This is a genomic window from Priestia sp. SB1 (assembly GCF_038898415.1).
On sequence record NZ_JBBJSS010000005.1, the window covers coordinates 93361 to 118548 of the forward strand.

30 protein-coding genes and 1 other annotated feature are annotated in these 25188 nt (G+C 38.5%); of the genes, 4 read left to right on the forward strand and 26 right to left on the reverse strand.

Translation table 11 applies throughout. From position 1 onward, the window contains the following. Positions 1–10: 10 nt before the first annotated feature. The 16 genes from WKH56_RS18635 to WKH56_RS18710 form a co-directional block, all read right to left on the reverse strand. Positions 11–148: a hypothetical protein gene (locus tag WKH56_RS18635; protein ID WP_168760933.1), complete on the reverse strand. Its 138-nt coding sequence runs from the start codon at positions 146–148 to the stop codon at positions 11–13. 200 nt (positions 149–348) lie between these two features. After that, the gene (locus WKH56_RS18640) at positions 349–705 is read right to left on the reverse strand and encodes a DUF805 domain-containing protein (RefSeq protein WP_028412963.1); all 357 of its coding nucleotides are present in this window, start codon (positions 703–705) and stop codon (positions 349–351) included. Positions 706–756: 51 nt separating this feature from the next. Next, positions 757–1104: a DUF805 domain-containing protein gene (locus WKH56_RS18645; protein WP_028412962.1), complete on the reverse strand. Its 348-nt coding sequence runs from the start codon at positions 1102–1104 to the stop codon at positions 757–759. Between the two features lie 278 nt (positions 1105–1382). Further along, positions 1383–1805, reverse strand: coding sequence for a DUF4275 family protein (locus tag WKH56_RS18650; protein WP_375166592.1), 423 nt, complete (start codon positions 1803–1805; stop codon positions 1383–1385). A 78-nt stretch (positions 1806–1883) separates the two neighbouring features. Beyond that, positions 1884–3113: an MFS transporter gene (locus WKH56_RS18655; protein ID WP_310883893.1), complete on the reverse strand. Its 1230-nt coding sequence runs from the start codon at positions 3111–3113 to the stop codon at positions 1884–1886. A 67-nt stretch (positions 3114–3180) separates the two neighbouring features. Next, positions 3181–3425 (reverse strand) — a binding site (T-box leader). 42 nt (positions 3426–3467) lie between these two features. Further along, entirely contained in the window at positions 3468–4082 is a 615-nt protein-coding gene (locus WKH56_RS18660) for an AmiS/UreI family transporter (RefSeq protein ID WP_098196627.1), read from the reverse strand. Positions 4083–4230: 148 nt separating this feature from the next. Beyond that, the gene (locus WKH56_RS18665) at positions 4231–5412 is read right to left on the reverse strand and encodes a NupC/NupG family nucleoside CNT transporter (protein WP_310883894.1); all 1182 of its coding nucleotides are present in this window, start codon (positions 5410–5412) and stop codon (positions 4231–4233) included. Positions 5413–5431: 19 nt separating this feature from the next. Continuing rightward, positions 5432–5830 carry a cytidine deaminase gene (locus WKH56_RS18670; protein ID WP_013057475.1) on the reverse strand — a complete coding sequence of 133 codons (399 nt, stop codon included), beginning with the start codon at positions 5828–5830 and terminating at the stop codon, positions 5432–5434. A 59-nt stretch (positions 5831–5889) separates the two neighbouring features. Beyond that, positions 5890–6564: a deoxyribose-phosphate aldolase gene (gene deoC, locus WKH56_RS18675; RefSeq protein ID WP_014459662.1), complete on the reverse strand. Its 675-nt coding sequence runs from the start codon at positions 6562–6564 to the stop codon at positions 5890–5892. A 21-nt stretch (positions 6565–6585) separates the two neighbouring features. Then, on the reverse strand, positions 6586–7887 hold the full coding sequence (locus WKH56_RS18680; protein ID WP_013057477.1) for a pyrimidine-nucleoside phosphorylase: 1302 nt from the start codon (positions 7885–7887) through the stop codon (positions 6586–6588). A gap of 182 nt (positions 7888–8069) precedes the next feature. Further along, positions 8070–8321 carry a hypothetical protein gene (locus WKH56_RS18685; RefSeq protein WP_230683472.1) on the reverse strand — a complete coding sequence of 84 codons (252 nt, stop codon included), beginning with the start codon at positions 8319–8321 and terminating at the stop codon, positions 8070–8072. A gap of 76 nt (positions 8322–8397) precedes the next feature. Further along, positions 8398–9342 carry a sugar-binding transcriptional regulator gene (locus tag WKH56_RS18690; RefSeq protein ID WP_205827085.1) on the reverse strand — a complete coding sequence of 315 codons (945 nt, stop codon included), beginning with the start codon at positions 9340–9342 and terminating at the stop codon, positions 8398–8400. Positions 9343–9480: 138 nt separating this feature from the next. Further along, positions 9481–10455 carry an HNH endonuclease gene (locus WKH56_RS18695; RefSeq protein ID WP_028412956.1) on the reverse strand — a complete coding sequence of 325 codons (975 nt, stop codon included), beginning with the start codon at positions 10453–10455 and terminating at the stop codon, positions 9481–9483. A 38-nt stretch (positions 10456–10493) separates the two neighbouring features. Continuing rightward, complete coding sequence (locus WKH56_RS18700; protein ID WP_310883895.1) at positions 10494–10820, reverse strand: nucleoside triphosphate pyrophosphohydrolase; 327 nt, start codon at positions 10818–10820, stop codon at positions 10494–10496. 366 nt (positions 10821–11186) lie between these two features. Continuing rightward, positions 11187–11498 (reverse strand): hypothetical protein, encoded by a 312-nt coding sequence (locus WKH56_RS18705; RefSeq protein ID WP_048019095.1) that lies wholly within the window; start codon positions 11496–11498, stop codon positions 11187–11189. 306 nt (positions 11499–11804) lie between these two features. Continuing rightward, positions 11805–11993, reverse strand: coding sequence for a hypothetical protein (locus tag WKH56_RS18710; protein ID WP_016764545.1), 189 nt, complete (start codon positions 11991–11993; stop codon positions 11805–11807). Positions 11994–12460: 467 nt separating this feature from the next. Between WKH56_RS18710 and plsY the strand changes: the two genes are divergently transcribed. Next, on the forward strand, positions 12461–13048 hold the full coding sequence (plsY, locus tag WKH56_RS18715; protein WP_063247784.1) for a glycerol-3-phosphate 1-O-acyltransferase PlsY: 588 nt from the start codon (positions 12461–12463) through the stop codon (positions 13046–13048). A 172-nt stretch (positions 13049–13220) separates the two neighbouring features. Here the strand turns inward: plsY and WKH56_RS18720 are convergent, their stop codons facing one another. Both WKH56_RS18720 and WKH56_RS18725 read right to left on the reverse strand, forming a co-directional pair. Continuing rightward, entirely contained in the window at positions 13221–13898 is a 678-nt protein-coding gene (locus tag WKH56_RS18720; protein ID WP_028412952.1) for a DUF1129 family protein, read from the reverse strand. Continuing rightward, on the reverse strand, positions 13888–14226 hold the full coding sequence (locus WKH56_RS18725; protein WP_028408974.1) for a PadR family transcriptional regulator: 339 nt from the start codon (positions 14224–14226) through the stop codon (positions 13888–13890). The genes WKH56_RS18720 and WKH56_RS18725 overlap by 11 nt, the downstream gene beginning before the upstream one ends. Before the next feature lie 251 nt (positions 14227–14477). Between WKH56_RS18725 and htpX the strand changes: the two genes are divergently transcribed. Continuing rightward, positions 14478–15341, forward strand: a complete 864-nt coding sequence (gene htpX, locus WKH56_RS18730) for a protease HtpX (protein ID WP_342836176.1) — start codon at positions 14478–14480, stop codon at positions 15339–15341. A 42-nt stretch (positions 15342–15383) separates the two neighbouring features. Here the strand turns inward: htpX and WKH56_RS18735 are convergent, their stop codons facing one another. Further along, positions 15384–16370: an MBL fold metallo-hydrolase gene (locus tag WKH56_RS18735; RefSeq protein ID WP_048019093.1), complete on the reverse strand. Its 987-nt coding sequence runs from the start codon at positions 16368–16370 to the stop codon at positions 15384–15386. 307 nt (positions 16371–16677) lie between these two features. Between WKH56_RS18735 and WKH56_RS18740 the strand changes: the two genes are divergently transcribed. Then, entirely contained in the window at positions 16678–17001 is a 324-nt protein-coding gene (locus WKH56_RS18740) for a YnfA family protein (protein WP_014459650.1), read from the forward strand. A gap of 63 nt (positions 17002–17064) precedes the next feature. Here WKH56_RS18740 and WKH56_RS18745 read toward each other — a convergent pair whose 3' ends face one another. The 5 genes from WKH56_RS18745 to WKH56_RS18765 form a co-directional block, all read right to left on the reverse strand. Beyond that, positions 17065–17265 carry a hypothetical protein gene (locus WKH56_RS18745; RefSeq protein WP_081213998.1) on the reverse strand — a complete coding sequence of 67 codons (201 nt, stop codon included), beginning with the start codon at positions 17263–17265 and terminating at the stop codon, positions 17065–17067. 133 nt (positions 17266–17398) lie between these two features. Further along, positions 17399–18712: a suppressor of fused domain protein gene (locus WKH56_RS18750; protein WP_310883896.1), complete on the reverse strand. Its 1314-nt coding sequence runs from the start codon at positions 18710–18712 to the stop codon at positions 17399–17401. A gap of 175 nt (positions 18713–18887) precedes the next feature. Next, a complete protein-coding gene (locus WKH56_RS18755; RefSeq protein WP_310883897.1) occupies positions 18888–20171 on the reverse strand; it encodes an ABC transporter substrate-binding protein in 1284 nt (427 codons plus the stop codon). A gap of 70 nt (positions 20172–20241) precedes the next feature. Continuing rightward, a complete protein-coding gene (locus tag WKH56_RS18760; protein WP_013057493.1) occupies positions 20242–21069 on the reverse strand; it encodes a carbohydrate ABC transporter permease in 828 nt (275 codons plus the stop codon). Beyond that, positions 21069–22031: a carbohydrate ABC transporter permease gene (locus WKH56_RS18765; RefSeq protein ID WP_028412947.1), complete on the reverse strand. Its 963-nt coding sequence runs from the start codon at positions 22029–22031 to the stop codon at positions 21069–21071. Before WKH56_RS18765 ends, WKH56_RS18760 begins: the two co-directional genes overlap by 1 nt. A 230-nt stretch (positions 22032–22261) precedes the next feature. On the opposite strand from WKH56_RS18765, the gene WKH56_RS18770 reads away from it, so the two are divergent. Then, positions 22262–23101, forward strand: coding sequence for an SDR family oxidoreductase (locus tag WKH56_RS18770; protein ID WP_310883899.1), 840 nt, complete (start codon positions 22262–22264; stop codon positions 23099–23101). Positions 23102–23171: 70 nt separating this feature from the next. Here the strand turns inward: WKH56_RS18770 and WKH56_RS18775 are convergent, their stop codons facing one another. Further along, complete coding sequence (locus tag WKH56_RS18775; protein WP_014459643.1) at positions 23172–24503, reverse strand: TIGR00366 family protein; 1332 nt, start codon at positions 24501–24503, stop codon at positions 23172–23174. A 127-nt stretch (positions 24504–24630) separates the two neighbouring features. Next, the gene (locus tag WKH56_RS18780) at positions 24631–25116 is read right to left on the reverse strand and encodes a GNAT family N-acetyltransferase (RefSeq protein ID WP_028412945.1); all 486 of its coding nucleotides are present in this window, start codon (positions 25114–25116) and stop codon (positions 24631–24633) included. Between the last annotated feature and the right edge of the window lie 72 nt (positions 25117–25188).

A 25188-nucleotide genomic window follows, 5' to 3' on the forward strand; every position in this document is an offset into this window, starting at 1 on the left:
GCTGAACCGCTTATGACACCGCCGTTGATTTCCGTGCAAGGCTTCGCTTTCCGCGGGCGGGCGCTGAGCCTCCTCGTCGCTTGTGCTCCTGCGGGTTCTCACCTCTCCCGCTTTTCCCGCAGGAGTCTTCGCCCTGCCCTCCAATCAACGGCTAGAAGAATCTACATACATAAAATTCACGTTCACCATCACGCTATGAAAAAATCCGAACTAATTGGATTCTCCATCAAGAATCTTAATTAGTTCGGATTTCCCTTCAACTAAATTACTTTTGTCCCAACCTCTTTTTAATTTAGATACAATTCGCACGTTTAGTTTACTAACTTTTAAACTAATAAACTACTCTGGTTAAGAAGCCTGCGTGTCTGTATCGTAAATATTGGCTGTTACTTCGCTTCTTTGACAAAGTAAGATGAGCAGCCAAATGCCTCCAATAACTGGAACAAAGTTAATTAAATACCACCAGCCGCTCCTTCCTGTATCATGCAGTCGGCGAACAGTAACGGCAAGTGAAGGCAGAATCATTGCTGCTCCGTAAAGTAATACTAAAATAACTCCAAATACTGCAAGTGAATCGATAAAAACCAAGATATACGGAATGATCATAAAGATATAAGCAAATAATGTAAACATCCAATACTCCGTACGCGTTGCCCTTCCTCGAAACGTCGCATAATTTTTTAACGCTTTTATATACCAGTACATTTTTAAACCCTCTCTTTGTTTATTAAATTAAACTACCTAACCGTTTAAGTCCTACGCAACTTTATTAGGTACATCAAACCGGTTTAACTGCGACTCACTTCGTAGACAAAGAAGAATTAATAGACAAATACTTCCCGCAATCGGAATAATAGTAATGAGCTGCCACCACCCGCTTCTTCCTATGTCATGCAGTCGACGTGCCGTCACAGCAAGGGATGGAATGAAGACTGCAACAAGATAAACTATACGCAAAAACGGAGGCATATCTGTTATAAGTTCAATAGCTGAAAGCACACACCATATAATAAAATTAAATAAGACAAACATCCAATACTCTTTACGTGTTGCTCTTCCTTGAAACGTTGCATAATTTTTTAGCACATGTAAATACCATTTCATACAAAAACCTCCTTTTTAAACCGAATATTGTAAGACAAGCTTACTAGCAGTAATTACCTTAGCATACAAAAAATTATTTTCATATCCTATTTTTTGAAAACATTCCAAACAGTAATATAGATATAGGAGAGAGATGGATAATAGTTAGTATTAAATACCCAAAAACCCCACAATAAAAACCATTTTATACCTATAATTACTTTTAATTAATAAAATGTTCTTTTATAACAAAAAAAAAAAACTGCCGTGTCAATAAACACGGCAAACGCTATCTTTACTTATGTTCGGTAAAAGTAAGGTCCACATGAACTTTCATGCGTGATCACATAAGTCCACGTAAAATCTTTATCCACCACGTATAAATCTTCTAAATACATATTTGTATTTTCACTTAAATCATCAGTTGTTAAATGCTTACATTTAGATATCTGCAGCACTCGTTCATCATGCTCAAACAACAAATAACAGTCGTTCTTAACTTGGTGCTCAAACGCTTGAACCGCTTGTTCTCCTTGTAAACAAGGTAGCTTTTCATAGCTAAACGCATGCCATAAAAATTGGTCCATATAAATTTTCTTTTTTTGCGATGCGCTTAAAGCATCTGCAAATTCATTTTCCCACCGCTTCCGGAAGAATTCACCTTGATTCGATAATTTTTTAACAAACATTCCTTTTTTCTTTAACGCATCTTTCATTTTCACTGTGCTTTCTCACCCTTTATTCTGTATTCATTTCTTTTTATCGGCTTCTTAGCTTATTTGTACATTAGTACCTATGCGTTAGATTCCTTGTTTTTTGACTAAACTTATTTTATAAAACGCCGGCTTTAACTTGCACAAAAACAATACAACCGTACTTAAAAGCATGATCAGGCTTCCACCAATTACAGCTCCTTGAATTGAAACAATGTGTGCAGCCATTCCGCATAGAAAGGTCATCATAATAATCAGGAGTGACTCAAGCAGTCCATAGATACTTCCTACTCTTCCCATCATGTCAACGGGAATGCTGTTTTGATAAAAGGTTTGAAAACCAGCACTTGCAAAAGCTAACGCAAAAGATAAGCTAAAAAATCCTGTTCCCATGGTTTGAAAAGAAGACGAACACGCGTACAGCAAATAGCCAAGCGATACTCCTACACTGCCGGCGCCTATGAGAAAGTTCGTCGACAGCTTCTGAGCCAACAGTGTATTCACAACTGCGCCAATCATAATACCAGCGCCTGCTACGCTTAATAAAAATCCGTATTCACTTTCGGACAAATGAATGACTTTTGTTGCAAATGAAACTTCAAGAGAATCAATTGCCGTGGCCATGACCATTAAGAAACTGAATAATACATAAATGGTGATAATGTATCTGTTGGCTCTACTGAAACGAAACACCGCTTTCCAGTCTTCTCGAATGGTGGTTATAGACAGCTTATTTTCTTTAACTTCTGTTTTTGTATCCAGGTTCGGCATAAACAAAGTAACCATTCCTGACAACACGAGCGCTGCAGCATTGGCATAGATAGCAAACGCGGGCGTTCCAACCATAAATAACGCACCTGCTGCGGCCGGACCAAGAAGAAAGCCTCCTGAGTCAATCAAACTGCGCAGTGAATTAAATCTTTTTCGCTTTTCAGTTGGAATAAGCTTTGTGATATAGACCATCGATGTCGGGCGAAACATCGAACTTGCCATACTGATGATAAATACCAGCACATAAATGATAAGGATGGATGAGAAAAACGGAAGGCAAACAATAATTCCGGCGCGCATCCAATCTAAAAACAGCATCAGCTTCCGTTTGTTCATGCGGTCAATTAAGCTTCCAGACCATATATTTGTACAGAGCGCAGCAAGCGGCTTTATCATGTATAGTCCTGAAATCGCAAGCGGCGAATTCGTCATATCAAGCATCATGACATTTAAAGCGATCAAATAAATCCAGTCGCCGATATTGCTAGTGCCAATTCCAAACAGCAATAAACACGGGTATTTCCAAGACAACAGCTTACTTTTCATAAAAGAAAGGCCTCCGCTTCACTATTGATTTTTGTCAATAAAAAAATCCCACCCCCAAGACATGTGTCTTAGGGGCGAGATTATGAATCGCGGTGCCACCCTAGTTTGTTCATATGTCGCCATATAAACCTTGTCGAGTACGGCTTTCGCTTATACTCTAGCTTTGTAACGGAAGCAGCCGTCGCACTATCACGTTAGATCCAATGCGCTGCTCAGAGGCTTGCTTCAACAGCGTTTTTCTTGCTCCTTTTCAGCTTCCGGAGCTCTCTGCTAAGAATATGCGCTGTCTACTTTTCTCTTCACGGCATTTAATTTCTAACATCTTACCATTATTATCTATTTTTTGTAAATACTTTATTTCAAAATCATTTTTTTCGGCTGAGAAAAGAATAGTCGGTATCCTACGTATACAAAATAAATGATGGAAGCTACCAGCACGATTCCCCACATATTGTACATATCTTTATTTCCCCATACGCCCGTTAGCGAAAACAGCGCTGGAATTGTTAAGGTAACCCAAGACTGTACAATCGCCACTTTTCCTACATATGCAGATACATCTTTTTTGCTCGTATTAAGCACATAAAATAAAAACCATAAAAACGACCAAAGAATCCATGTAATGGCATTCACTACGTCATGATAGTGAACAAGAGAAACCGTCACGTACACTAAAGCGATAATGGATACCCAAAGTGAATAATAGCCAAGTCCTGTTCCCTGCATTCCTTTTAATACCGTCACGCCTACATATAAATACGTGAGGCCAAATAAAAAGATTGCCGTTCTTTCATATAAAATCCAGTTGCTTTGGTCTGACGTAATAATCAAATAAAACGGAGCAATAACTTGAAAAGCTCCAACAAATAAGTTAAATACGCCTACATTTTTTTCATCTGCTTTTCCAAGCAGCATCAGTCCGTTTAAAAATAAAGCTGCACCTGACAGCAATAGTCCAATTTGATCCATTTTTCAGTAAGAAAAGCCCCCAGCTTTTCTTGTCCTCCTCTGTGTCGATGTTTTTCTTTAGGATGTGCGGAGTTACGGTTTACATGTAAAAAAGAAAAAGCACTTCCTTTTGAAAAGGAAACTGCTTTTCTTTCTGTTTCTATTACATTTATAAAATGAAGCTGACAACAATCGCTGACAGTACGCTTACAAGCGTAGCTCCGTACAGTAAACGAAGACCAAAGCGCGCTACTGTATTTCCTTGCTTTTCACTTAAGCCTTTAACCGCTCCTGACACGATTCCAATTGATGAGAAGTTAGCAAATGATACTAAGAATACGGATACAATTCCAAGCGTTTTAGCACTGAATGTTGAAGCCATATCTGAAAGACTCATCATTGCCACAAATTCATTTGTTACAAGTTTTGTTGCCATAATTCCACCCGCTGCCACAACTTCTGAAGCAGGAACACCCATGATGAATGCAAACGGTGCAAACACATATCCAAGGAGATGCTGGAACGATAGACCAAATAACATTTCAAACACGTTATCAATCGCAGCCATCAGCGCAACGAAACCAATCAGCATCGCACCTACGATAATCGCTACTTTAAATCCGTCCATAATATATTCGCCAAGCATTTCGAAGAACGTTTGCTTATGACCTGTTTGTACCTCTAAAATATCTTCTTGATCCGTTACTGTGTAAGGGTTAATGATAGAAGAAATAATAAATCCGCCAAATAAGTTAATCACAATTGCTGTTACTACGTATTTTGGTTCAATCATTGTCATATAAGCACCAACAATGGACATTGAAACAGTCGACATAGCTGATGCACAAAGCGTATATAAACGGTTTGGCGGCAGTTTGTCTAATTGCTTTTTAACGGTAATAAATACTTCTGACTGACCTACAATGGCAGAAGCTACTGCGTTATAAGACTCTAATTTTCCCATTCCGTTAATCTTACTGAGAACCAACCCAATCCATTTCATAATGAAAGGAAGAATTTTAAAGTGCTGTAAAATCCCGATTAAGACAGAGATAAAAACGATTGGAAGCAGCACGTTTAAGAAAAACGGCATTGATCCTTTATTCGCGATTCCGCCAAATACGAACTCTACGCCTTGGTTTGCATATGAAAGCAGCTTTCCAAAGACGCTGGCAATCGCATTAATAATAATCAAGCCAAACTTTGTGTTTAGAAGTAAAGCTGATAAAAGAAGCTGAATCACAACCATAATAACGATTGGTTTATATTTGATTTCTTTACGGTTATTACTTGCAAGATACGCTAATCCAAAGACAACGAGTAACCCTAAGATGCCAATTAAATATTTCATAGTATCCTCCACTGCTTACTTATTTTTGTAAGTCTTTTGATGAAAAATAGCCCGGTAAGATTTCGTTGATGTTTGTAATCACAAAATCTCCTTTTAGGTTTGCTAAGATAATTTGTGTGTGATCATCACAGAACTCAGCTAATACTTGTCTGCATGCGCCGCAAGGAGAAATTGGGCCGTCCGTATCTCCTACAACTGCAATAGCTGAAAACTGCTTGTCCCCTTCTGAAACAGCTTTAAAAATAGCCGTTCGCTCAGCACAGTTCGTCAATCCATAGGAAGCGTTTTCAATATTACATCCACGATAAATCTTCCCATCGGTTGTTAAAAGAGCTGCACCAACATGGAAGTGAGAATACGGTACATGTGCTTGTTTGCTTGCTGCGATTGCTTCATCTATTAATTGTTTTGGCTCCACAGTCATCATCCTTTGCTTAGTTTACAGCAGGTTAGTTAGTACTAACCTGCTGTCATTTATTAATAATCAGAGTTGCTTAATTGACCTTTTGCAATTGATACGCCAGAGCTTGCACCAATACGTGTTGCACCAGCTTCAATCATTGCTTTTGCATCTTCTAAGCCTCGAACGCCGCCAGAAGCTTTTACACCTACATCTGGTCCAACCGTTTTTCTCATAAGCGCTACGTCTTCTACCGTTGCGCCTCCTGTAGAGAAGCCTGTTGACGTTTTAACAAAATCAGCTCCAGCTTTTACAGCTAGCTCAGAAACTTTTGCTTTTTCTTCGTCTGTTAAAAGAGCTGTTTCAATAATTACTTTTACTAGCGCTTTTCCTTTTGCAGCATCCACTACTGCTTGAATGTCGCTTTGCACTAAGTCATAGTTTTTATCTTTTAACGCGCCGATGTTGATTACCATATCTACTTCATCTGCACCGTTTTCGATTGCATTTGTAGTTTCAAATGCTTTTACTGCTGAAGTAGTAGCTCCAAGAGGGAAACCGATTACCGTACATACTTTCACTTCTGGAGCATCTTTTAATAACTCAGCTGCTTTTTTTACCCACGTTGGATTTACGCAAACTGAAGCGAATGAATATTCTTTTGCTTCTTGTGCTAAAACCGTAACTTGCTCTTCTGTTGCATCTGCTTTTAATAATGTATGATCAATAATACCCGTAATGTTTTGACTCATTTTGTTCTTCCTCTCTCTTTCTTAATGAATTTCTTTATAAATTAACGTTGGAGCTTCTACTTTTTCAGCGACCGTGCTGTAAGAATCATAAACGATATCCATTACTTCCTGTACATCTTCGCTATTGCTGTGGATTGTAACAAGAGAGTCGCCTTTTTTCACTGAATCTCCAACTTTTTTATTTAGCATAATACCAACTGCTAAGTCGATTTCAGATTCTTTTGTTGCACGTCCTGCACCTAGCTTCATTGCTGCTACGCCGATTTTTTCTGCAACGATTTCTGAAATATAACCATCTTCTTTTGCTGGCACTTCAATTTTGTGCGCTGCATCCGGTAATTTAGACGGATCGTCTGCAACAGAAGCGTCTCCGCCTTGTGCGCTTAAGAACGTTTTGAACGATTCTAATGCTTTTCCGTTTTTAATTACTTCTTGAAGCATTGCACGCGCTTCATCTAAGCTGCTTGCTTTTTCAGCAAGTACAACCATGTGACTTCCTAATGTTAAGCAAAGCTCTGTTAAATCTTCAGGACCTTCGCCTTTTAACGTGTCGATAGCTTCTTTCACTTCAAGCGCATTACCAACCGCAAATCCTAGAGGCTGGCTCATATCTGAGATGATTGCTTTTGTGTTTCGGCCTACGCCTTTTCCGATTTCAACCATTGCTTTTGCTAATTCTTCAGCGTCTTCAAGCTTTTTCATAAATGCGCCGTTCCCCGTTTTTACATCCAAGCAAATAGCATCTGCTCCAGCTGCAATTTTCTTACTCATAATTGAGCTTGCAATTAACGGAATCGAATCAACTGTTGCTGTTACATCACGAAGCGCATAAAGTTTTTTATCCGCTGGCGTTAAGTCTCCGCTTTGACCGATAACGGCAATTTTATTTGTATTTACTAAACGAATGAATTCTTCGTTTGTAATTTCAACGTGGAAGCCAGGCACTGCTTCTAGTTTATCAATCGTACCGCCAGTGTGTCCTAAGCCGCGGCCAGACATTTTGGCAACCGGTACATCAACCGCAGCTACTAAAGGTCCTAATACAAGTGTTGTTGTATCACCTACGCCGCCTGTGCTGTGTTTGTCTACTTTAATACCTTCAATTTTTGATAAGTCGATTTGATCGCCTGATTCAACCATTGCTTGCGTTAAATTTACGCGTTCTTCCTGCGTCATTCCTTGAAAGTAAATCGCCATCGCAAATGCCGATAGCTGATAATCAGGTAAATCCCCTTTTGTATAACCTTCGATAATAAAATCGATTTCAGCTTTATTTAATTCATGTCCATTACGTTTTTTTTCAATTAAGTCAACCATTCTCATGACGTTTTCCCCCTAAAAGTATCTGCATATTGTGCATCCACTAAAACGTTTTCAACAACTTACACCCTTACTATATAATAGCTTTGAACAATTGTAAACAGATATATTTACATTTGTTCAAAAATATTTATAGCTGCTGTTTTAGTGAATAAAAAAAGACTTCCGCACTCGGAAGTCTTCCCTTATTTTTCAGCTTTTATCACAAATGACAATACGATTCTGTACTTATTCTTTACCTTTTTATAAGGAATTAATACGTATGGCTGATCAGGCGGCGTAAATCGTTCAATTCCTTTTTGATTAGCATCAGGAGAAAAGTACATTCTTCCCCACCGTTTAATGATATAGCCCGTGGTTCCCTTGGCAATCACTCCGTCTTTTGAAACGTCTGTTTGAAAAGGATACCGGTTTCGCTGTGCCTGCAGAGACGACACAGAATAAGATACAATATCTTCTACTATTTCAATTCGATGAAGCTTTTGCTCTTGAAAAAACAGCGCTTCATCTCCTTTACTCTTGTTTATCTAATAAAAAGCGCGCCGTGAACTGATCAGTAACGAGTACATTTGCAAATTCCCCTTGCAGCGCTCCGTAAATGCTGTCGATTTTCTGATCTCCTCCGGCTACTAAAATGGCGTACTCTTTCTTCTTCAGCTCCTCCAAATCAAGTCCAAGCGTCCGTTCATCCAAGCTTTCATTGCAAATTTGTCCATCTTTATCAAAAAAGCGTGAACAAATGTCTCCTACTGCTCGGGAGGAAATCATCTCTACATCTTGCTCGGAAAAATAGCCAAGCTGAAAAAGCAGCGAATCGGTTTTAATGGGTCCCGTAGTAAACACGGCAATGTTGGCTTGCTTGCCTAAATCTAAAATGCGCTTAATATGACGATCCGTTTCCATTGCTTTTTTGACTACCACGTGATCGACAATCACAGGCAGAGGAAGATGCATAGGAGGCGTATTGTATGCCTTTCCAAATAAGTACATAATTTCAGAAGCATACGTGCTCGTTTCCGAATGGCTTACTCCGCCTTTTAACTGCACAACCTGCACGTCATTCACATACTTTTGTTTTAAATCGATGGCCACTTGATAAAGAGTTGTTCCCCACGTCACCCCAATAATATCTCCATCTTTTACGATGTCATAGAGATAGTCAGCTGCTGCCACGCCTAGATGACTTTTAATAATGTGATTTTCATATTGAGGCACCGGTGTGACGATTGCTTTTTTTAGATTGAATTTTTGTTCAAGCTGAGAAGACAATTTTTCACTATTGATAGATGAATCCACAATTTTAATTTGAACAATGCCTTCTTCTTTTGCTGTCTGCAGCAATCGAGAAACCGTAGGCCTTGATACACCAAGTTTTTTTGCAATTTCACTTTGATTATAATCAAGAATATAATACATCCTTGCCGCTTCAATCACTTTATTAAATTTCTCTTGATCCATCTCCATCGACTTGTTCTCCCTTACCTCATGAATTTCTTATCCCAATTTTACCAAACTTATGTCTTTAGTTTACTTGTTTGATGAACAATATTTCAAGAGGGGATTTTGTAACTGAGATGAAAAGAGAAATACTCGGGTTTAAGGAGACCAGTTTTCTACGTATCCATTCATTCCAGCATACTCATAAAGAGCTTCTAACTTACGCTCCGAATAATAGTTAAAATCATTGTGAACTGCTGTTAATTTAAGATTCTCATTACGAACAAACATCTTCTCAAGATATAAGCTCTTAGCAAGTTTATTGCTCTTTTTTGTGTTGCAGCTTTGACAGCTTAGCACCAAATTCCACATATTATCTGATTGGATATAACTCCATGGAATAAAATGATCTACATGAGTAGCGATGCGTTTATCAGAAAGAACTTTCCCACAATAAAAACATTCTTTTGTTTCATATTTCCAAAGGATGTTATAGAATGCATGCAGCGATTCGCGTTTTGATATATTTTCCACTTTCAACAAGACATCTTCCAACTTATTTTTGTCATTATGCTTTTCTAAAAATTTCGCCAAATGATAATTGGTTAAATGAGTAACAATTTGTCTATATTTTTGTAAAAAAATATATATACTGCTATTAAACTTTATGTATTCTGTTCTTTTATCAAACTCATAAACAGAACCTTCCATATCTCCATATAACGCCCCTACTACATACCTTGCCCCCACTTTTTTAGTTCTTTCTACTAACTGCAATTGAAGATTACTTGGTAAATGATCAAATACTACTTTATTGGGGACACCATGCATTAACTGAAATTCCTTTAACTCTTTTTGAATTCCAGCTTGTCTGTTGGACGTATTTAATTGATTTAAATCATGATGAATAACCAAGTTCCAATATATTTTAGCAAATGAAAAATACACTTGATCAAACGTGAGGACTAACCGATTGTCAACATTATATAGGTTTTCAATTAAAGCTTTCATCAATCCATATTTATATGTTGTGGTAAAGTGACCATTAGCAAAAAATTGATTAATGATCTTCCAAATTTCTTGTTCTGTTAAATAAGTTTTTTTTATTTCTCCTACTTTTAAATTGAAACTCACCTGCCACCGCTCGCTCCTTCCACTATTGCACCACCAAACTACGCTTCTTCTGTTTCCACTAAATAAATTCGACCATCAAATTTCCCGCGCTCCTCCGCCTTCTCCTCACGCACTTTCTCAAGCTGTTCTGGCGTGGTCCCGTGCACAGCTGCTAGCGCGTGCATAACTTCCAGTAAATCTGCGAGTTCTTCAATAGCATCTTGATGGGTTTGGGCTTCTATGTATTCTTGAAGCTCTTCTTTTGCTTTTTTTATCAGCTCATTTTGATATTCTTCTCGCTGCAGCACGCGTGATTTGAAGGTTTTTCCGCTTTGTTCAATAATCGTAGGAATTTTATCTCGCACTAGCTTGTTATAAGTGAGCATTATTTTTTCCCTCCATCTCTTACCTTTCTAGTAAACTAGTATCTTTCAAATTCTGCTTTGTTTCCGTTAAACACATTTAAATCAATAAACGTTTCTTTACCTTTATAGCCGCTGGCACTCATTGCATTTGGAATTACCCAGCCTATACTCCATAGTAGAAATATAAAACTTACAAGAGCGGCTAATATAACTCCTACGGCAAGAAATCTGTTCTTCTTTTGATTTTCTTTATCTATTGTGTTTACCCCCTTTTTTAGAAAATACTTCTAATATTCTAACATAAAAAGGATTTTTCAAAGCAAAAGAGCCTACCAGTCTTTATTTGGAAATATAAAAAAACCACCTAAAAATCAGGCGGCTTTTCTTTTATGCTGCGTCTTCAGATGGTTCATTATCTTTGGCTGCTTCTATAAGCAAGAAAATAGCCGTTAAAATATGCATGATCATACCGACCACAGGAATCCACGCAATAGCGGAACAGACAATTCCCATGATATGCCCTGTCCGAACTTTGTTTGTTTTAATCGCAAATACTAAACCTACGACGTGCAATGCGAGCATTAGAATAAGCGGCGTGTAGGCTAGACTTATAACCAAGGTGCCTCCTAGGAGGGGAATCCCCCAAAGAGCCTCTAATCCTCCGCTGACCCATTTCAATATACGACTTGTTTTTCCCAATGTATCCTCCCCCTTTGTCTTCAATGTATGCACAGAGGTTTTGTTTCTGAACGGTTGTATATGAAAAAAGTGGCAAAAATACGTGTACTAAAAATAAATCGATAGTCCCATATAAAGATACGTTTTTATACGGGACTAGTGTAATAGTGGAAAATGAACGAGAGGAAAAGGCGTTGTTTTACATGTAATAACGAGGAGCTCTTCGTCAAGAGAACTAAGTAAACATCAACAAAGAAGCCGAACTCAAAATGTAAGCTCGGCTTTTTCTTATATGATAAATAGAAGTATTATAAAATGTTTTTTGTATTAGTGTTCTCGACTCTTCTCAAATTTTTCAACAGCCTCAAAATCAAGCTCGGCTGATATCCAATCGCCTTTTTCCGGGAATTCTAGATTTCGAACGACTATTTTATTCGGCCCTTTTTTTTCTAAAATTTTCGCCTGGCAGTTTTTGTACATAACTACTTCTCGTTCTTTGATATCTGTCCACAACAAGTGCAGAACCCCTTTCAATTTTAAGAAGTTAATATTTCGAAACACTGTTTTACATTTTATTATATTTTTTTGGATTTGTTAATTTTTTTGTCTTGTTTTTCATAAAAAAATGATCAAAACGCTTTTTTCTACTACAATATACCCAAAATATCTTTTAACCTTTAAATATTTATGTTATATTTTTAAAATTGTATTACAAGTTTTTTTGTTTTTGCCTTTTCGTTTCTTCTCTTTTCTTCTTTTTACATATTCATAATAGACATCTCAATCTATACTAATACGTATCAAGGCTTAAAAGTTCAAAAATATCTTAACATACTAAAAAGCATTAGGTTGTTCCACTAGAAATCCAATGGAATTTACAAAAACTCCACCGAAAAAACTAGAAGCCTTTAGCCATACAAAAAACTGCTTTTACCGCATTTATATTTTAATGAATACTAACAACACAATTTGAGGTGCCAATAATGAACGTACTAACAAACGCTATAATTATCTTATTAGCTTATTTAATTGGATCAATTCCTTTTGCTTTAGTGATTGGAAAAGGGTTTTACAAAACCGATGTTCGTAAGCACGGAAGCGGTAACTTAGGAGCTACTAATACCTTTCGCACTTTAGGAAAGAAAGCAGGTATTATAGTATTGATCGGCGATATAGCAAAAGGCTCGCTAGCCGTCTGTTTACCGCTTATGATGAATAGTCACTTGCATATGCTTGTCCCTGGATTTATTGCTATTCTTGGACATAGCTATCCGGTTTTTGCAAAGTTTAAAGGAGGAAAATCTGTAGCGACTGCCGCTGGTGTATTCCTTGCATTTTCACCATTAGCTTTCATTCTAGGGATTCTTGCTTTTTTAATTTCTCTCAAAATTTCTAAATACGTATCCTTATCTTCACCTATTGGCGCATTGGTTGCCTTTTTGGCATCAATTTATGTAGGTGATGTTGTACTAATCGTATTTGCAGCCGTTATTTTTGTTTTCATTACATGGAAGCATATTAAAAACTTCAAACGAATTAAATTGGGTACAGAACCTAAAGTTAATTTTTAAGCGTACTAAAGTTAGTAATCTTTAAATGATGTTGCCAAAAAGGTGTTCATGAGTTGAACACCTTTTTTATTATTTTAGTACGTCTTGTCCCAAGGTAGACGTAAATTATGAAATTTCTTTAAAAATGCTCTTGATTATAGAGTAAACAATACACTTTACTGCTTCCTATATCTCATTTTGTAATTTGATATTTACTATTTAACCACCTTAAAACGATGAGTGTTACGGCACCAGCAGCTAAATATAAGAAGCCTCCAAATTCTATTACATACCCAAAAGGTGGAATAAGCTTTGGTAAAAAAACCATCCCTGCAAGAGAAATAAAAATTAAGACAAAGAGTAGAAAAAAGTCCTTAATCTTATTCGTAATTTTGTAAACAGATTTTTGTATCCATTTTAAAAGCAGAAAAACATCAAGAGAAATAATAGCTGCAACAATAACAAAAGTGACGATTGCTGTTCCGATATAAACAGTCTGGCTGCTATCCTTAACATAATGTACAACGATATTTCCTATCCCGCTTACTATAGCCATCAAGCTTGCTAGCTGTAACAATAAAAAGCTTATAAAAAAAGCAGTGCTTTTTAAGGGTTCTTTAGGTAACTGTTTAATCATTTCATCACAGTACGTCTTAAGGTTCTCTCCAAACACCTCTTCAGCACGCTTCCCTTCCGCTTGTGCGTCAATAAGGTGATCTAAAAGCTCCATCAATAACTCTTCAGCCTGCTGTTCAGAAACTGACACACTCGTTCGAATGTAAACAAGCATATTATCATAGTACTCTTCATTTTCCTTGGTCAGCTCTTTTCGCTTCTTATTATTTAATTTAATTAACTCCTTAGCGTTCATCGTAAAAACTCCTATTCAACAATTTATTTACAGGGTTTTGAATGTTGATCCATTCCTCTTGGATTTCACATAATGCGCTCTCGCCAGATGCCGTAAGATGATAGTACTTTCGTTTAGGACCCGAAGGCGATGCTTTCATTTCTCCCTTTATTAATCCCTCCTTTTGAAGACGTAGTAAAATGGGGTAAATCGAACCTTCACTCACATCATTTAATCCATATTGTTGAAGCTTCTGGGATAGCTCATAGCCATAAACCGTTTCTTTTTGAATGATTGATAAGATACACCCTTCTAAAATTCCTTTTAACAATTGACTTCTCAAAGACATATCGATTTCTTCCTTTTCACTATCTTGTTATACAAGATACATTTTTAAAGTAAAGCTACCTTGCAAGACAAGATAGCTTTATATCATTCATAATAACCTATTTATGGTAAAGTATCAACCATTTATTTACTTTTTTTATTAAACCACTTAACATAGTAATCTTTTTAATAACTTTGAATAAATAAATGAAACCTTTCCTCTCAACTAACCGTATACCTATCATGCACGTATTAGTTAAAGGAGGAAGACTTGTGCTAAAACGAATTTCACTGTTTATTTTCGTTAATATTCTAGTATTAATTACAATCACAACGATTACATCTTTATTAGGTGTTCAAAGCTATATGGGAAGCGGCGGCCTGCTGGCATTTAGCGTCATTGCCGGCTTCAGCGGCGCGATTATTTCTCTTATGATGTCACGCGTGATGGCAAAGTGGATGATGGGTGTTCAAGTTATTGATGAACGTTCCCCTCAAGGTGAATATGAACGATTTGTTTTAGAAGAAACTCACCGACTTGCATCTGTGGCAGGATTAAGAAAAATGCCTCAGGTCGGAATTTATCACTCGGCGGAAGTTAATGCTTTTGCAACAGGTCCAAGTAAAAGACGCTCGCTTGTTGCCGTTTCAAGCGGAATGCTTGAACGAATGGACCGCGATGCGATCAGCGGCGTTATCGCTCACGAAATAGCGCATATTAAAAGCGGTGATATGGTCACAACTACGCTTCTGCAAGGAGTATTAAATACATTCGTTATTTTCTTCTCTCGTTTAGTAGCCAAAGCGGTGTCAAACTTTGTGCGAGAAGAGTTTGCAATGGTTGTTTATTTCCTTACATCGATTGTATTTGAGATTCTCTTTAGTATTTTAAGCAGCCCAATTATTTTCTGGCATTCAAGAAGACGTGAATTCAAAGCTGATGAGCTTGCAGCTAAACTCGGCGGCAAGGAAAAAATGATTTATGCGTTAGAATCGCTTCGTCATACTACTTCATTAGTAGATGACCGTCAAAAATCAATTGCCGCTTTTAAAATTAGCGGTAAAGAAAAATTCTCACGCTTATTTTCTACTCATCCGCCGCTTGAAAAACGCATTGAGCGCTTGCATTCACTATAAGCAAAAGAAACCAGCTTCTTTATGGAAGCTGGTTTTTTTATGTTATGACTGAGGAGCAAGTACGCGTGCAGCTTCCCACAGTAAGACGCCGTCTTTATTTTTTGTTAATTCCACGTAGCCTTCTTTTTCAAGATACGTAAGCTGGCCATACACTTCTGAGAAAATAAAGTCAGGTGCTTTTTGATACATATCCGGGAAAAATGCAGCGCTGACTTCAAGCGTTGTTTTCTTTCCTTCCCCCATCGCTTGTAACACGCGCAGCGCCCATTTATGCTGCTTTTGAATGCGTTCCATAATTAAAGAGTGAATGTCACTAAGCGGTTCACCATGTCCGCTATAAATCAAATCAATGTCGTAGTTCAACGTTTTTTCTAGAGACGCTAAGTAGTCCAGTAGCGGCGTTGGCTTGGGATTTTGAATGGTTGGCTCTAAATACGGGTTTGACGGTACTTTTGGCAAAATATGATCTCCGCCAAACGCGACTTTTTCTTTTCGATTGTAAAACATCAGCTGACTTAACGAATGTCCCGGCGCTTCAATTACTTCCCACTCACTCGCATACGGAAGTGTATCGCCTTCTTTTAAATACCCGGTTAGCTTCTGCCCTTTAGGTGAATAAACTTGAATCGCAGCCGTTGCTTTACGAAGCCATTCTTCCATTACATCATCACTGACTCCAAACTCTATAAGGAAATTACGATATAGCTCATTATGCTGCTGAACAAACTCTTCATCTTGGTAAATCCAAGGCTCCACAAGCTTATGACCGTAAACAGGTATATCACTCGGCAGCCATTCTAAAAATCCAGTGTGATCCGGATGCTGATGAGTCAGAATCACTTGTTCAATATCCGTTACTTTATATCCTTCTTTACGAAGCGCCTCTTCAAAAACGCTCCACGCTTCTTTGGTTTTCATACCTGCATCAATTAACGTTACCTTGTCTGCTTTTAATAAAAACACATTCACTGGTCCAATTGGAAATGGCGTAGGCAGTTCAATGCGTATCACTTTATGATCTAAACTCATTTTACCAAACCCCTATATCTGCATTCTTTTTACTTTTTTATACTGTTAAACGTCTTATTCTTTTAATTAGTCAATTTCCTGCTAACGTCTACCTGTAAAAGTACTCTGAGCAGCAGTCATTACATAGCTCTTTGCACTCGTACAAAGAGTCACATAAACTCATACTATTAATAGTTTAGCAGGTTTGAAGACAAATTGATAAAGGAATGCTTTCCAGTGTACTTATTTAAAGCAAACGAATGGTTCATCAAACGAAAAAAGTAAGATAGAATAAAGAGACGAAATGATGATATAAGGAGTATAGGTTATGATTAAAGCGATTTTTCTTTTTATCTTAGCAGGTCTTGCTGAAATTGGCGGAGGCTATTTGATTTGGCAGTGGCTGCGCGAAGGAGCATCAAGCTGGTTAGGACTTCTGGGCGGTATTGCTTTGGTGCTATACGGCGTCATTGCTACGTGGCAGTCGTTCCCCGACTTTGGACGTGTATATGCAGCTTACGGCGGTATTTTTATTGTTTTAAGCCTGTTTTGGGCATGGTGGGTTGATAAAAAAATGCCCGATACATACGATTGGATTGGCGGACTTGTGTGTCTGATTGGCGTAGCGGTTATGCTTTGGCCAAGAAGTTAAGTAATCACACAGGAAAGAGCGCGCTTTCTCCCTTTTTGTAAGAAGAAGCAAAATAAAAATAGGCTAGGACATAACGAGTTGAATCCAATCTAAAGACGAACAAATGAGAGACATGAGCTGAACCGCTTGAGACACCGCCGTTGATTTCCGTGCAAGACTTCGCTTTCCGCGGGCGGACGCTGAGCCTCCTCGTCGCTTACGCTCCTGCGGGGTCTCATCTGTTCCGCTTTTCCCGCAGGAGTCTTCGTCTTGCCCTCCAATCAACGGCTAGAAGAATCTAAACAGGTGAAACCTACGTTTACCCTAACAAAAAAACGAACCACTCATCAACATGGTTGATAAATGGTTCGTTTTTCACTTCGTCTAACATACTTTTTTCCCAGCCTCTTTTTATTTATCACTTATTAAATCTGCCGAAAAAGCCTTTTCTTTTTTCCTTAAACGTATTAGGTCTATGTAAGTTAAATAAGTGTTCGATGCCATTTCCCATCATCTTTTCTAGCAACGCTTCTTGTCCATGCGGGAAATAGTACTCCATTTCTTCTTCGTACAAAGGGAGAAGCGTATGGAAATAGACTGGCCACTCTTCGTGGGTTTCTTTTCCGTTTTCAAGATACGGCATCATAAATGCCTCTTGGCACTGCGGCAGAGGCGGCACGACCATAACACCACAAAAGCCGCTTTCTGGTGAATACGGTTGAACCTGTAATGGCAGCTTCACTTTTTCACCTGTTAACGTTCGTTCATAGATATCCACGTAGCGATCCAGCTCTTGATTTGGAAATACCATCCACTGACCAATCCAATTCATATGGTTTACTGCAAAGCTTCCTACTTGATGCATGACTTGTGGAATCCAGCTGTAACTTTTATCTTCAAACGGATCTTGATCTGCATGCATCACCAGTTCAACGTACGCGCTGTCTAATCCAGGGGGTGTCGGCAGGCGAAGCGTACTATAACCATGTGTTGCGACCGTATAAAACGGCACTGATTCTGTAGGAGCCATTTCATAAAAACCTGCCTCTGTCACCTCAGCTGATTCTGCTTCGACACGGCGGATAATCGGCCCATAATATGCTTGTAAGTGAGCTTCCACATCCTCATCGAGCGATTCCCGAACAAATGGATTTAACTCTTCAACTGATGCTTCTTCTTCTTGTGATGACCATACTTCATAGAAAGTAAAACCGGTTAGCCCGTTCTCAAACACTACCTCTCGAAATGCATCAGAAACATAAATTTCTGGAGAGATAATAGGAAAATCTCCTAGACTATGTTCGGTATACTTTATTCGAAAAATTGGCTGTCTCTTTACCTTATCCTCTATAAAGGATAGCTTGTCAAATCCTCCAAAATCATCAGGTATTGATTCTGAATAGTTCACACATTCGTTTATCACATTAACAATATTAACAGCGTAGTACTTGTATTCAGGGTGAGTAAGAGGGACAAATTCTACAAACTCAGAAATTAGTTTTTCTAAGCTCTGAACAGCATATCCATCGATAATTGGAGGAGTTGCAAAACCTTTATAAGTTAAAAGGTTATTTAACTCTCCTTTTTCATATGTTTCAACTGGAAGATTTGTTTTACTATGTAGATACTCTCCTTGCTGCAGCAGATTTTTAAATAGTGTTTCGTCATCTTCCTTGTTAGCAGCGGCTATTTGCTCACTTTCTAAACTTGTACTTAATTTCCATATTTTCATAAACAACACCTCTAGTTTCTATATAGGAAGTGTATCCATTATAAAATTTCCACTGTTCTATCCGAATAGGAATATATAACCTTTTATGCACAATTAATTCTACCATAAAGATAGAAACCTAGAAGTATTAGGCTTTTGATTGCAAAAAAAGACAACCCAAAGGTTGTCTTTTCCATTACTTCAACTCAGCCCATCTTTTATCTAATGATTTTAATAGCTCATCTTCAGATGTTTGGCCGCCGATGTATTCTTGTACATCTGCTCCAAATTTTTGCGTTACGCCTTCAGGGAATTTTGTCCATTCCCAAGGAAGCGTTTTTTGCTCCTTAGAATATTTAAGAAGTTCTTCACCTAAAGGTCCGATGTCTTTTGCTTCAATTGACTTAAAGGCTGGAATGTACTTAAAGTCTTCTACTAACGCTTTTTGACCTTCTTTAGATGTAACCATCCAGTTTAAGAAGTCTTTGGCTGCTTTTTTATCTGCCGCTGGTGCTTGTTTGTGAATAACCCAGTTGCTTGGTACGTCAATTGCAAGCTTGTCAGATGCAGCTGCATCGTCGCTTAGCGGCATAGGTAGAATCCCTACATCCATGTTCGGCGTAATTTTATCAAGCATTGGCTGAATCCAGTTTCCTTGCTGAATCATCGCTGCTTCACCGGTCGCAAATTTCGTTACTTGCGTGTTGTAGTCCGTCGTTAACGGATTTTTGTTTCCATATTTCACTGTTAAATCAAGCAGCTTTACATACTGTTTGAACTGCTCGTTTCCTGCGATTTTCGTACTGCCGTCATTTAATCCTTTAATAAATGCATCCGGATCTTTTTGACTGGCAAATGGAATGTTTAAGCCGTGGTTTCCAAGCACCCACCACTCTCCGTAGCCGATAGAAAATGGCGTAATGCCGGCTGCTTTTAGCTTTTTAGCCGCTGCTTCTAATTCGGAATACGTTTTTGGAAGTTCTTTGATGCCTGCTTTTTTGAACAGTTTTTTGTTATATGTAAATCCATAGCCTTCAAGACTGATTGGCTGTCCATATACTTTACCGTCCATCGTCATTGGTGTAAGTGTGTTTTCATATGCGTCATCAACCCAAGGCTGATCTGATAAATCTTCTAATTTATTTTTCCACGTTTTCGCCTCTTGATATCCGCCGTTTGTGAAAAGGTCGGGTGCATTGCCCGACGCAAACTGCGCTTTTAAGGCTGCTGCACCGTCAGCTCCTCCACCAACCGTTTGGATATTGAACTTCACGTTTGGATGTTCTTTTGTATATTGATCAGTTAGAGCTTTTAGCTGATCTGCAATTTCTACTTTTCCTTGAAATACATCTACTACTACTTGATCTCCGCCGCTTTTTTTATTACCAGATGCGCTTTCGTTTGAACATGCGGTTGAAAATAAAAGCGTAGCCGATAAAACACCTACTGCTAAAGGCCATTTTTTCATTTTGAATGCCATTTTCTGTTCCTCCCTATTTGCTGCTGGTTTTGATGCCTCAGCCTCAAAACCAGCCCTGTTGCCGCTTCTATTATTTAATTGAACCGCTTGTAATTCCTTTAACAATGTGTTTTTGCATTGCAAAGAAGAAGATTAATAGCGGGATAATACTGATTACAAGTGCTGCTAGTGCTAAATCCCACTGCTTTGTATACTGACCAAAGAAGAAGAATGTCGCAAGCGGAATCGTTCTTAGCTCAGGATCTTGCAAAACAAGAGACGGAAGTAAGAAGTCATTCCAAATCCATAGGCTGTTTAAGATGACGACAGTTACTGTAATTGGCTTTAATAATGGGAACACAATTCTCCAAAATACGCCTAGACGTGAGCATCCGTCGATGATTGCCGCTTCTTCTAGCTCAACTGGAATTCCTTTAATAAATCCGTGGTATAAGAAAATCGTCATACCTGAACCGAAGCCTAAGTACATGATCACAATACCCCAAATGCTGTTTAACAGATTTAAGTTTCCTGCTACTTTTACAAGTGGAATCATGATGGATTGAAATGGAATAACCATTGCCGCTACGAATGCCATAAAGATAATGCTGCTGATTTTTTTCTTTGTTCGAACCAGCATGTAAGCTGCCATTGAACAGAAGATGACTAGAACTGCGTTACTGATGACTGTAATGATTAGCGAGTTGCTAAGCACTTTTAAGTAGTTCATTTGGTTAAATGCATTAACAAAGTTTTGAAACTGAATCGTTGTTGGCAGTGCCGATGTGTTTGATAAAATTTCTGCAAATGACTTCAGTGAGTTTGAAAGCACGTAATAAAAGGGAACCAAGAACACCAGTCCAAGCAGGACCGCTAAAATTTCAACAATAAAGGTTTTGCTCGTATATTTGTTTCCCATTACGATTCAACCTCCTTCTTCTTCGTGTATGTTACTTGAATAATCGTAATCGCTGCTACGACGATGAAGAAAATTAAGGCTTTTGCTTCACCTAGACCGTATCTGTTATTCACAAATGCTTCTGTATAAATGTTAAGCGCTAACATTTCTGTTGATTTGAATGGACCACCGTTTGTTAATGATAAGTTGACATCAAATACTTTAAATGACCATGAAATCGTTAAGAATAAACAAACCGTTACTGCCGGCGCTACCATTGGAATTGTAATGTGACGAAGAATTTGCCATCTGCTTGCTCCGTCAATTTTTGCTGCTTCAATCAGCTCTTGCGGTACGTTTTGCAGTGCTGCTGTGTAAATAAGCATGATATAACCTGCTCCTTGCCATACACTTACAATCACGATGCCCCAAAATGCTGTTTTTGCGTCTCCTAACCAAGGAAGTTCAAAAAGTGAGATTCCCGTGATTTGTCCGATAGATGCAAATCCTTTTACGAAAATGAACTGCCATACAAATCCTAGTAAAAGTCCGCCAATTAAATTCGGCATAAAGAAAACCGTACGTAAAATATTTCGTGTTTTTAACATTTGAGTAACAAGGATTGCTAACACGAACCCAACCACATTCGTTAAGATAATCGCAACGACCGTATATTTTGTTGTGATCCAAAACGACTGCTGAAACTGCTTATCTTCGGTGAACAAGTACTTGAAGTTATCAAGCCCCACCCAGTTAATCGTGCCGTTTACTCCGTTCCAGTCTGTAAATGAGTAATAAATCCCTGTAAAAAATGGTATAAGTACAATCACACAAAACGCTAAAAGTGCGGGCCCTACAAATAGAGCAAATAAACCTGCATTTTTCAAATTTTTACGTTTTTTCGTATTAACTGATGGTTCTCTTTTAAGTTCTTGCTCTAAAGGAACATATTCTGTCTCCTGTAATTTACTTTGGCTATTCATCTTACTAGCACCTCCCTATGTCTTATTTTAGCGAAATCCGCTATTTATGAAACCGCTTTAATTGACGAGTAGGGTGTAAAATATTGACCTTTGTGCAACATTTTCTCCCTTGTGCACATTTTACATACTTTTCTAAAGCATGAAAGAAATAAAAGAAAAAGCTAGAAGTGGACGACATATCTTCTTATCTTATACACTAGAAAAAAGATGTAGTTGGGAGGAACATACTCATGACAGCAAAACGAGCGCTAATTACAGGTGCCAATTCAGGAATGGGGCTGGCCACAACGATTGAACTAGCTAAAAAAGGATTCAAAGTCATTATGGTATGCCGAAATGAAGAAAGAGGAAATGCCGCTTTAGAAGAAGCGAAACGCCAAAGCGGATCGGATTCCATATCTCTTATGACCTGTGACCTAGGTTCTCTTGACAGTATCCGGGCTTTCAGTGAAGACTTTACGTCTCGCTACAGTGTACTTGATGTGCTGATTAATAACGCGGGCGTCGTGACAATTAAGCGGGAAACAACACAAGACGGATTTGAAATGATGCTTGGTGTCAATCATTTGGGTCACTTTTTATTAACTAATTTACTTTTAGATCCGCTGAAAAAATCTCAACAGGGACGCATTATAAACGTTGGCTCCGGTGCTCATAAAGCGGGAAAAATAGACCTCAACAACCCTCACTTAACAACAGGATTCGGAATGTGGCGAGGATACTCTCAGTCTAAATTAGCAAATAACTTATTTACGGTTCATTTAAGTAAAAAGTTAAAAGACACCTCTGTAACCGTAAATTGCCTTCACCCCGGAGCCGTTTCTACCGCTATCGGCGTTAATCGTCAAACAGGTTTTGGAAAAAGCATTCACGCCGTGCTTCGCCCTTTCTTTTTAACACCTCTTCAAGGTGCCGAAACAGCTATTTATTTAGCTGACAGTCCTGAAGTGACGCATATTAGCGGCGCTTATTTTTATAAAAAACGCGTGACTCCTCCTTCTTCAAGAGCAAAAAATGAGCGGCTTGCAGAAGAATTTTGGGACTGGAGTGCGCGCGAAGTTGGTTTATAAAGTAGATAGATACGCTTGGGAAAGAAAAAAGTAATGAAAAAAGGTCAGCTTTTCGGCTGACCTTTTCGTATTAAAAAAACGTTAGTCCTATAGCAAAAATAAAGCCTGATACAATTAAGGTCGTCACGCAGTAGCCCATTATATCGCGTGCTCCGAGCCCTGCGATAGCTAGTGCAGGTAGTGCCCAAAACGGCTGCGCCATATTCATCCATGCTTCTCCGTAAGCAATGGCCATCGCAGCGACTCCCGGATCTACGCCGAGCTGTTCAGCTGCCGGCATAATAAAAGGTCCTTGTACAACCCAGTGTCCTCCTCCTGACGGAACAAAAAAGTTCACAACGCCAGAACTTAAAAACGCAAGAAACGGAAATGTCGTTTCATTTGAAATCGAGATAAATGCGTTCGTTAGCTTCCCGCCTAAGCCTGATAGCTCCATCATGCCTTGAATACCTGCGTAGAATGGAAACTGAATCACAATCCCAGCGGTTCCTTTCGCAGCATTGGAAACGGCATTCATATAGGATAAAGGCGTGCGGTGAAGTAAAATACCCGTCGTAAAAAACAATAAATTCACTGTGTTGATATCCATTTTAAAACCGTTTGTAGCAAAATAATAAATTAAATATGAATACCCAAGAAGTGCAATTGTTAGACTTAAAAACCTGCTGTTCTCCATGCGTACAGCAAATGTTGGCTTAGAAGAAGTTGTCTCAACAACTGTAGCCGGCGCCATTTCATCTTCTGCCAATAGTCTTGGATCGATTTCTACCACTTCTTTTCCCGTCGGCATCATCAGTCTTGTCATAATAGGAAGGACAATTAATAATCCGAGGGTAATAAATAAGTTGTAGCCTGTAAAAATCGTGTCTGACAGCGGAATAAGTCCAGCCGTTTTTTCCATTGGGTTTCCAGGTGTAGCAGCGACAAGAGGAATCGAACCTGACAAGCCTCCGTGCCATGTTAAAAACCCTATGTAAGCACAGGCAATTAAAAACCGATAATCAGATCCCGGCACGCGTTTCGCTACTTCTTTCGCAAACAGGGCACCTACAATTAAGCCAAACCCCCAGTTAATCATACAAGCCATGGCTGCGCCTAGCGTGACCAGAATAACCCCTTGCGCCGGAGTTTTGGCTAACAGTGCTATGTTTACAAGCCACTTCTTTACAAGCGGCGAGCTAGCAAGCGCATGCCCTGTGACAAGCACTAAGCTCATTTGCATCGCAAATGCAAGAAGGTTCCAAAAGCCGCTTCCCCAAAACTGAACCATCTCAATCGGCCCGTGAGGAGTAAAAACAATACCTGATACAAATAAAATCAGAGTCAGGATTAAAGCAAATACAAACGGATCAGGTAAAAAGCGCTGAACAAGCGCCGTGAAGAAATTAGATAACGCTTTCATTTTACTCCTCCTTTACAGGAATACTCCTGTGAATAAATGTCGACAAGCATCTTTAATTATACATAATTTGTTGAAAATTGTTAATATTTAGTTTAAATAAAAAACCCTTCTGTTTTCCAGAAAGGTTTTACACACTAAACGTTTGAATAAGAGTTGGCTCTCCGTCAAGTTCAATTTTCTTTTCTTGAAAGGAAATATGTAAGCTTTCATAAATATGTTTCCAAAATGAAATAGCCCGCTTATTGCCTGCAAGCTCAATAATCATATACGTTCCTTTTCGATGAGAGAAAATGTCTTTTACCGTTTCAGAAGCAATGCCCTGCTTTCGGTATTTGTTTAAGATAAAAAAATCATTGATGCAGTAATCTGCTTCTTGCTGAAGTGCGGGCTGTTCAAGAAGTAAAAAAAAGCCCGTCAGCTTATCATCTACTTTAATAAAGTATGGCGAGAGGCCTTCTACTTTCCAAAACAAGGGCAGCTCTTCAAAATGAAAAGCTCCATCTTCGCGAATATCTAAAGAAGGTGTATACGCAGATAAATCATGGAGATAAAGAGAATACAAATTTTGCAAAACGCCCGCTTGGCTTTTAGGTACTTTTTCAATCGTAAGCATTCTTAGTTCATCTCCTTCTTTTCCTATCATAAGGGTTTTTTGTGAAAGTTTACAGTAAAAATGTTTGAGGCA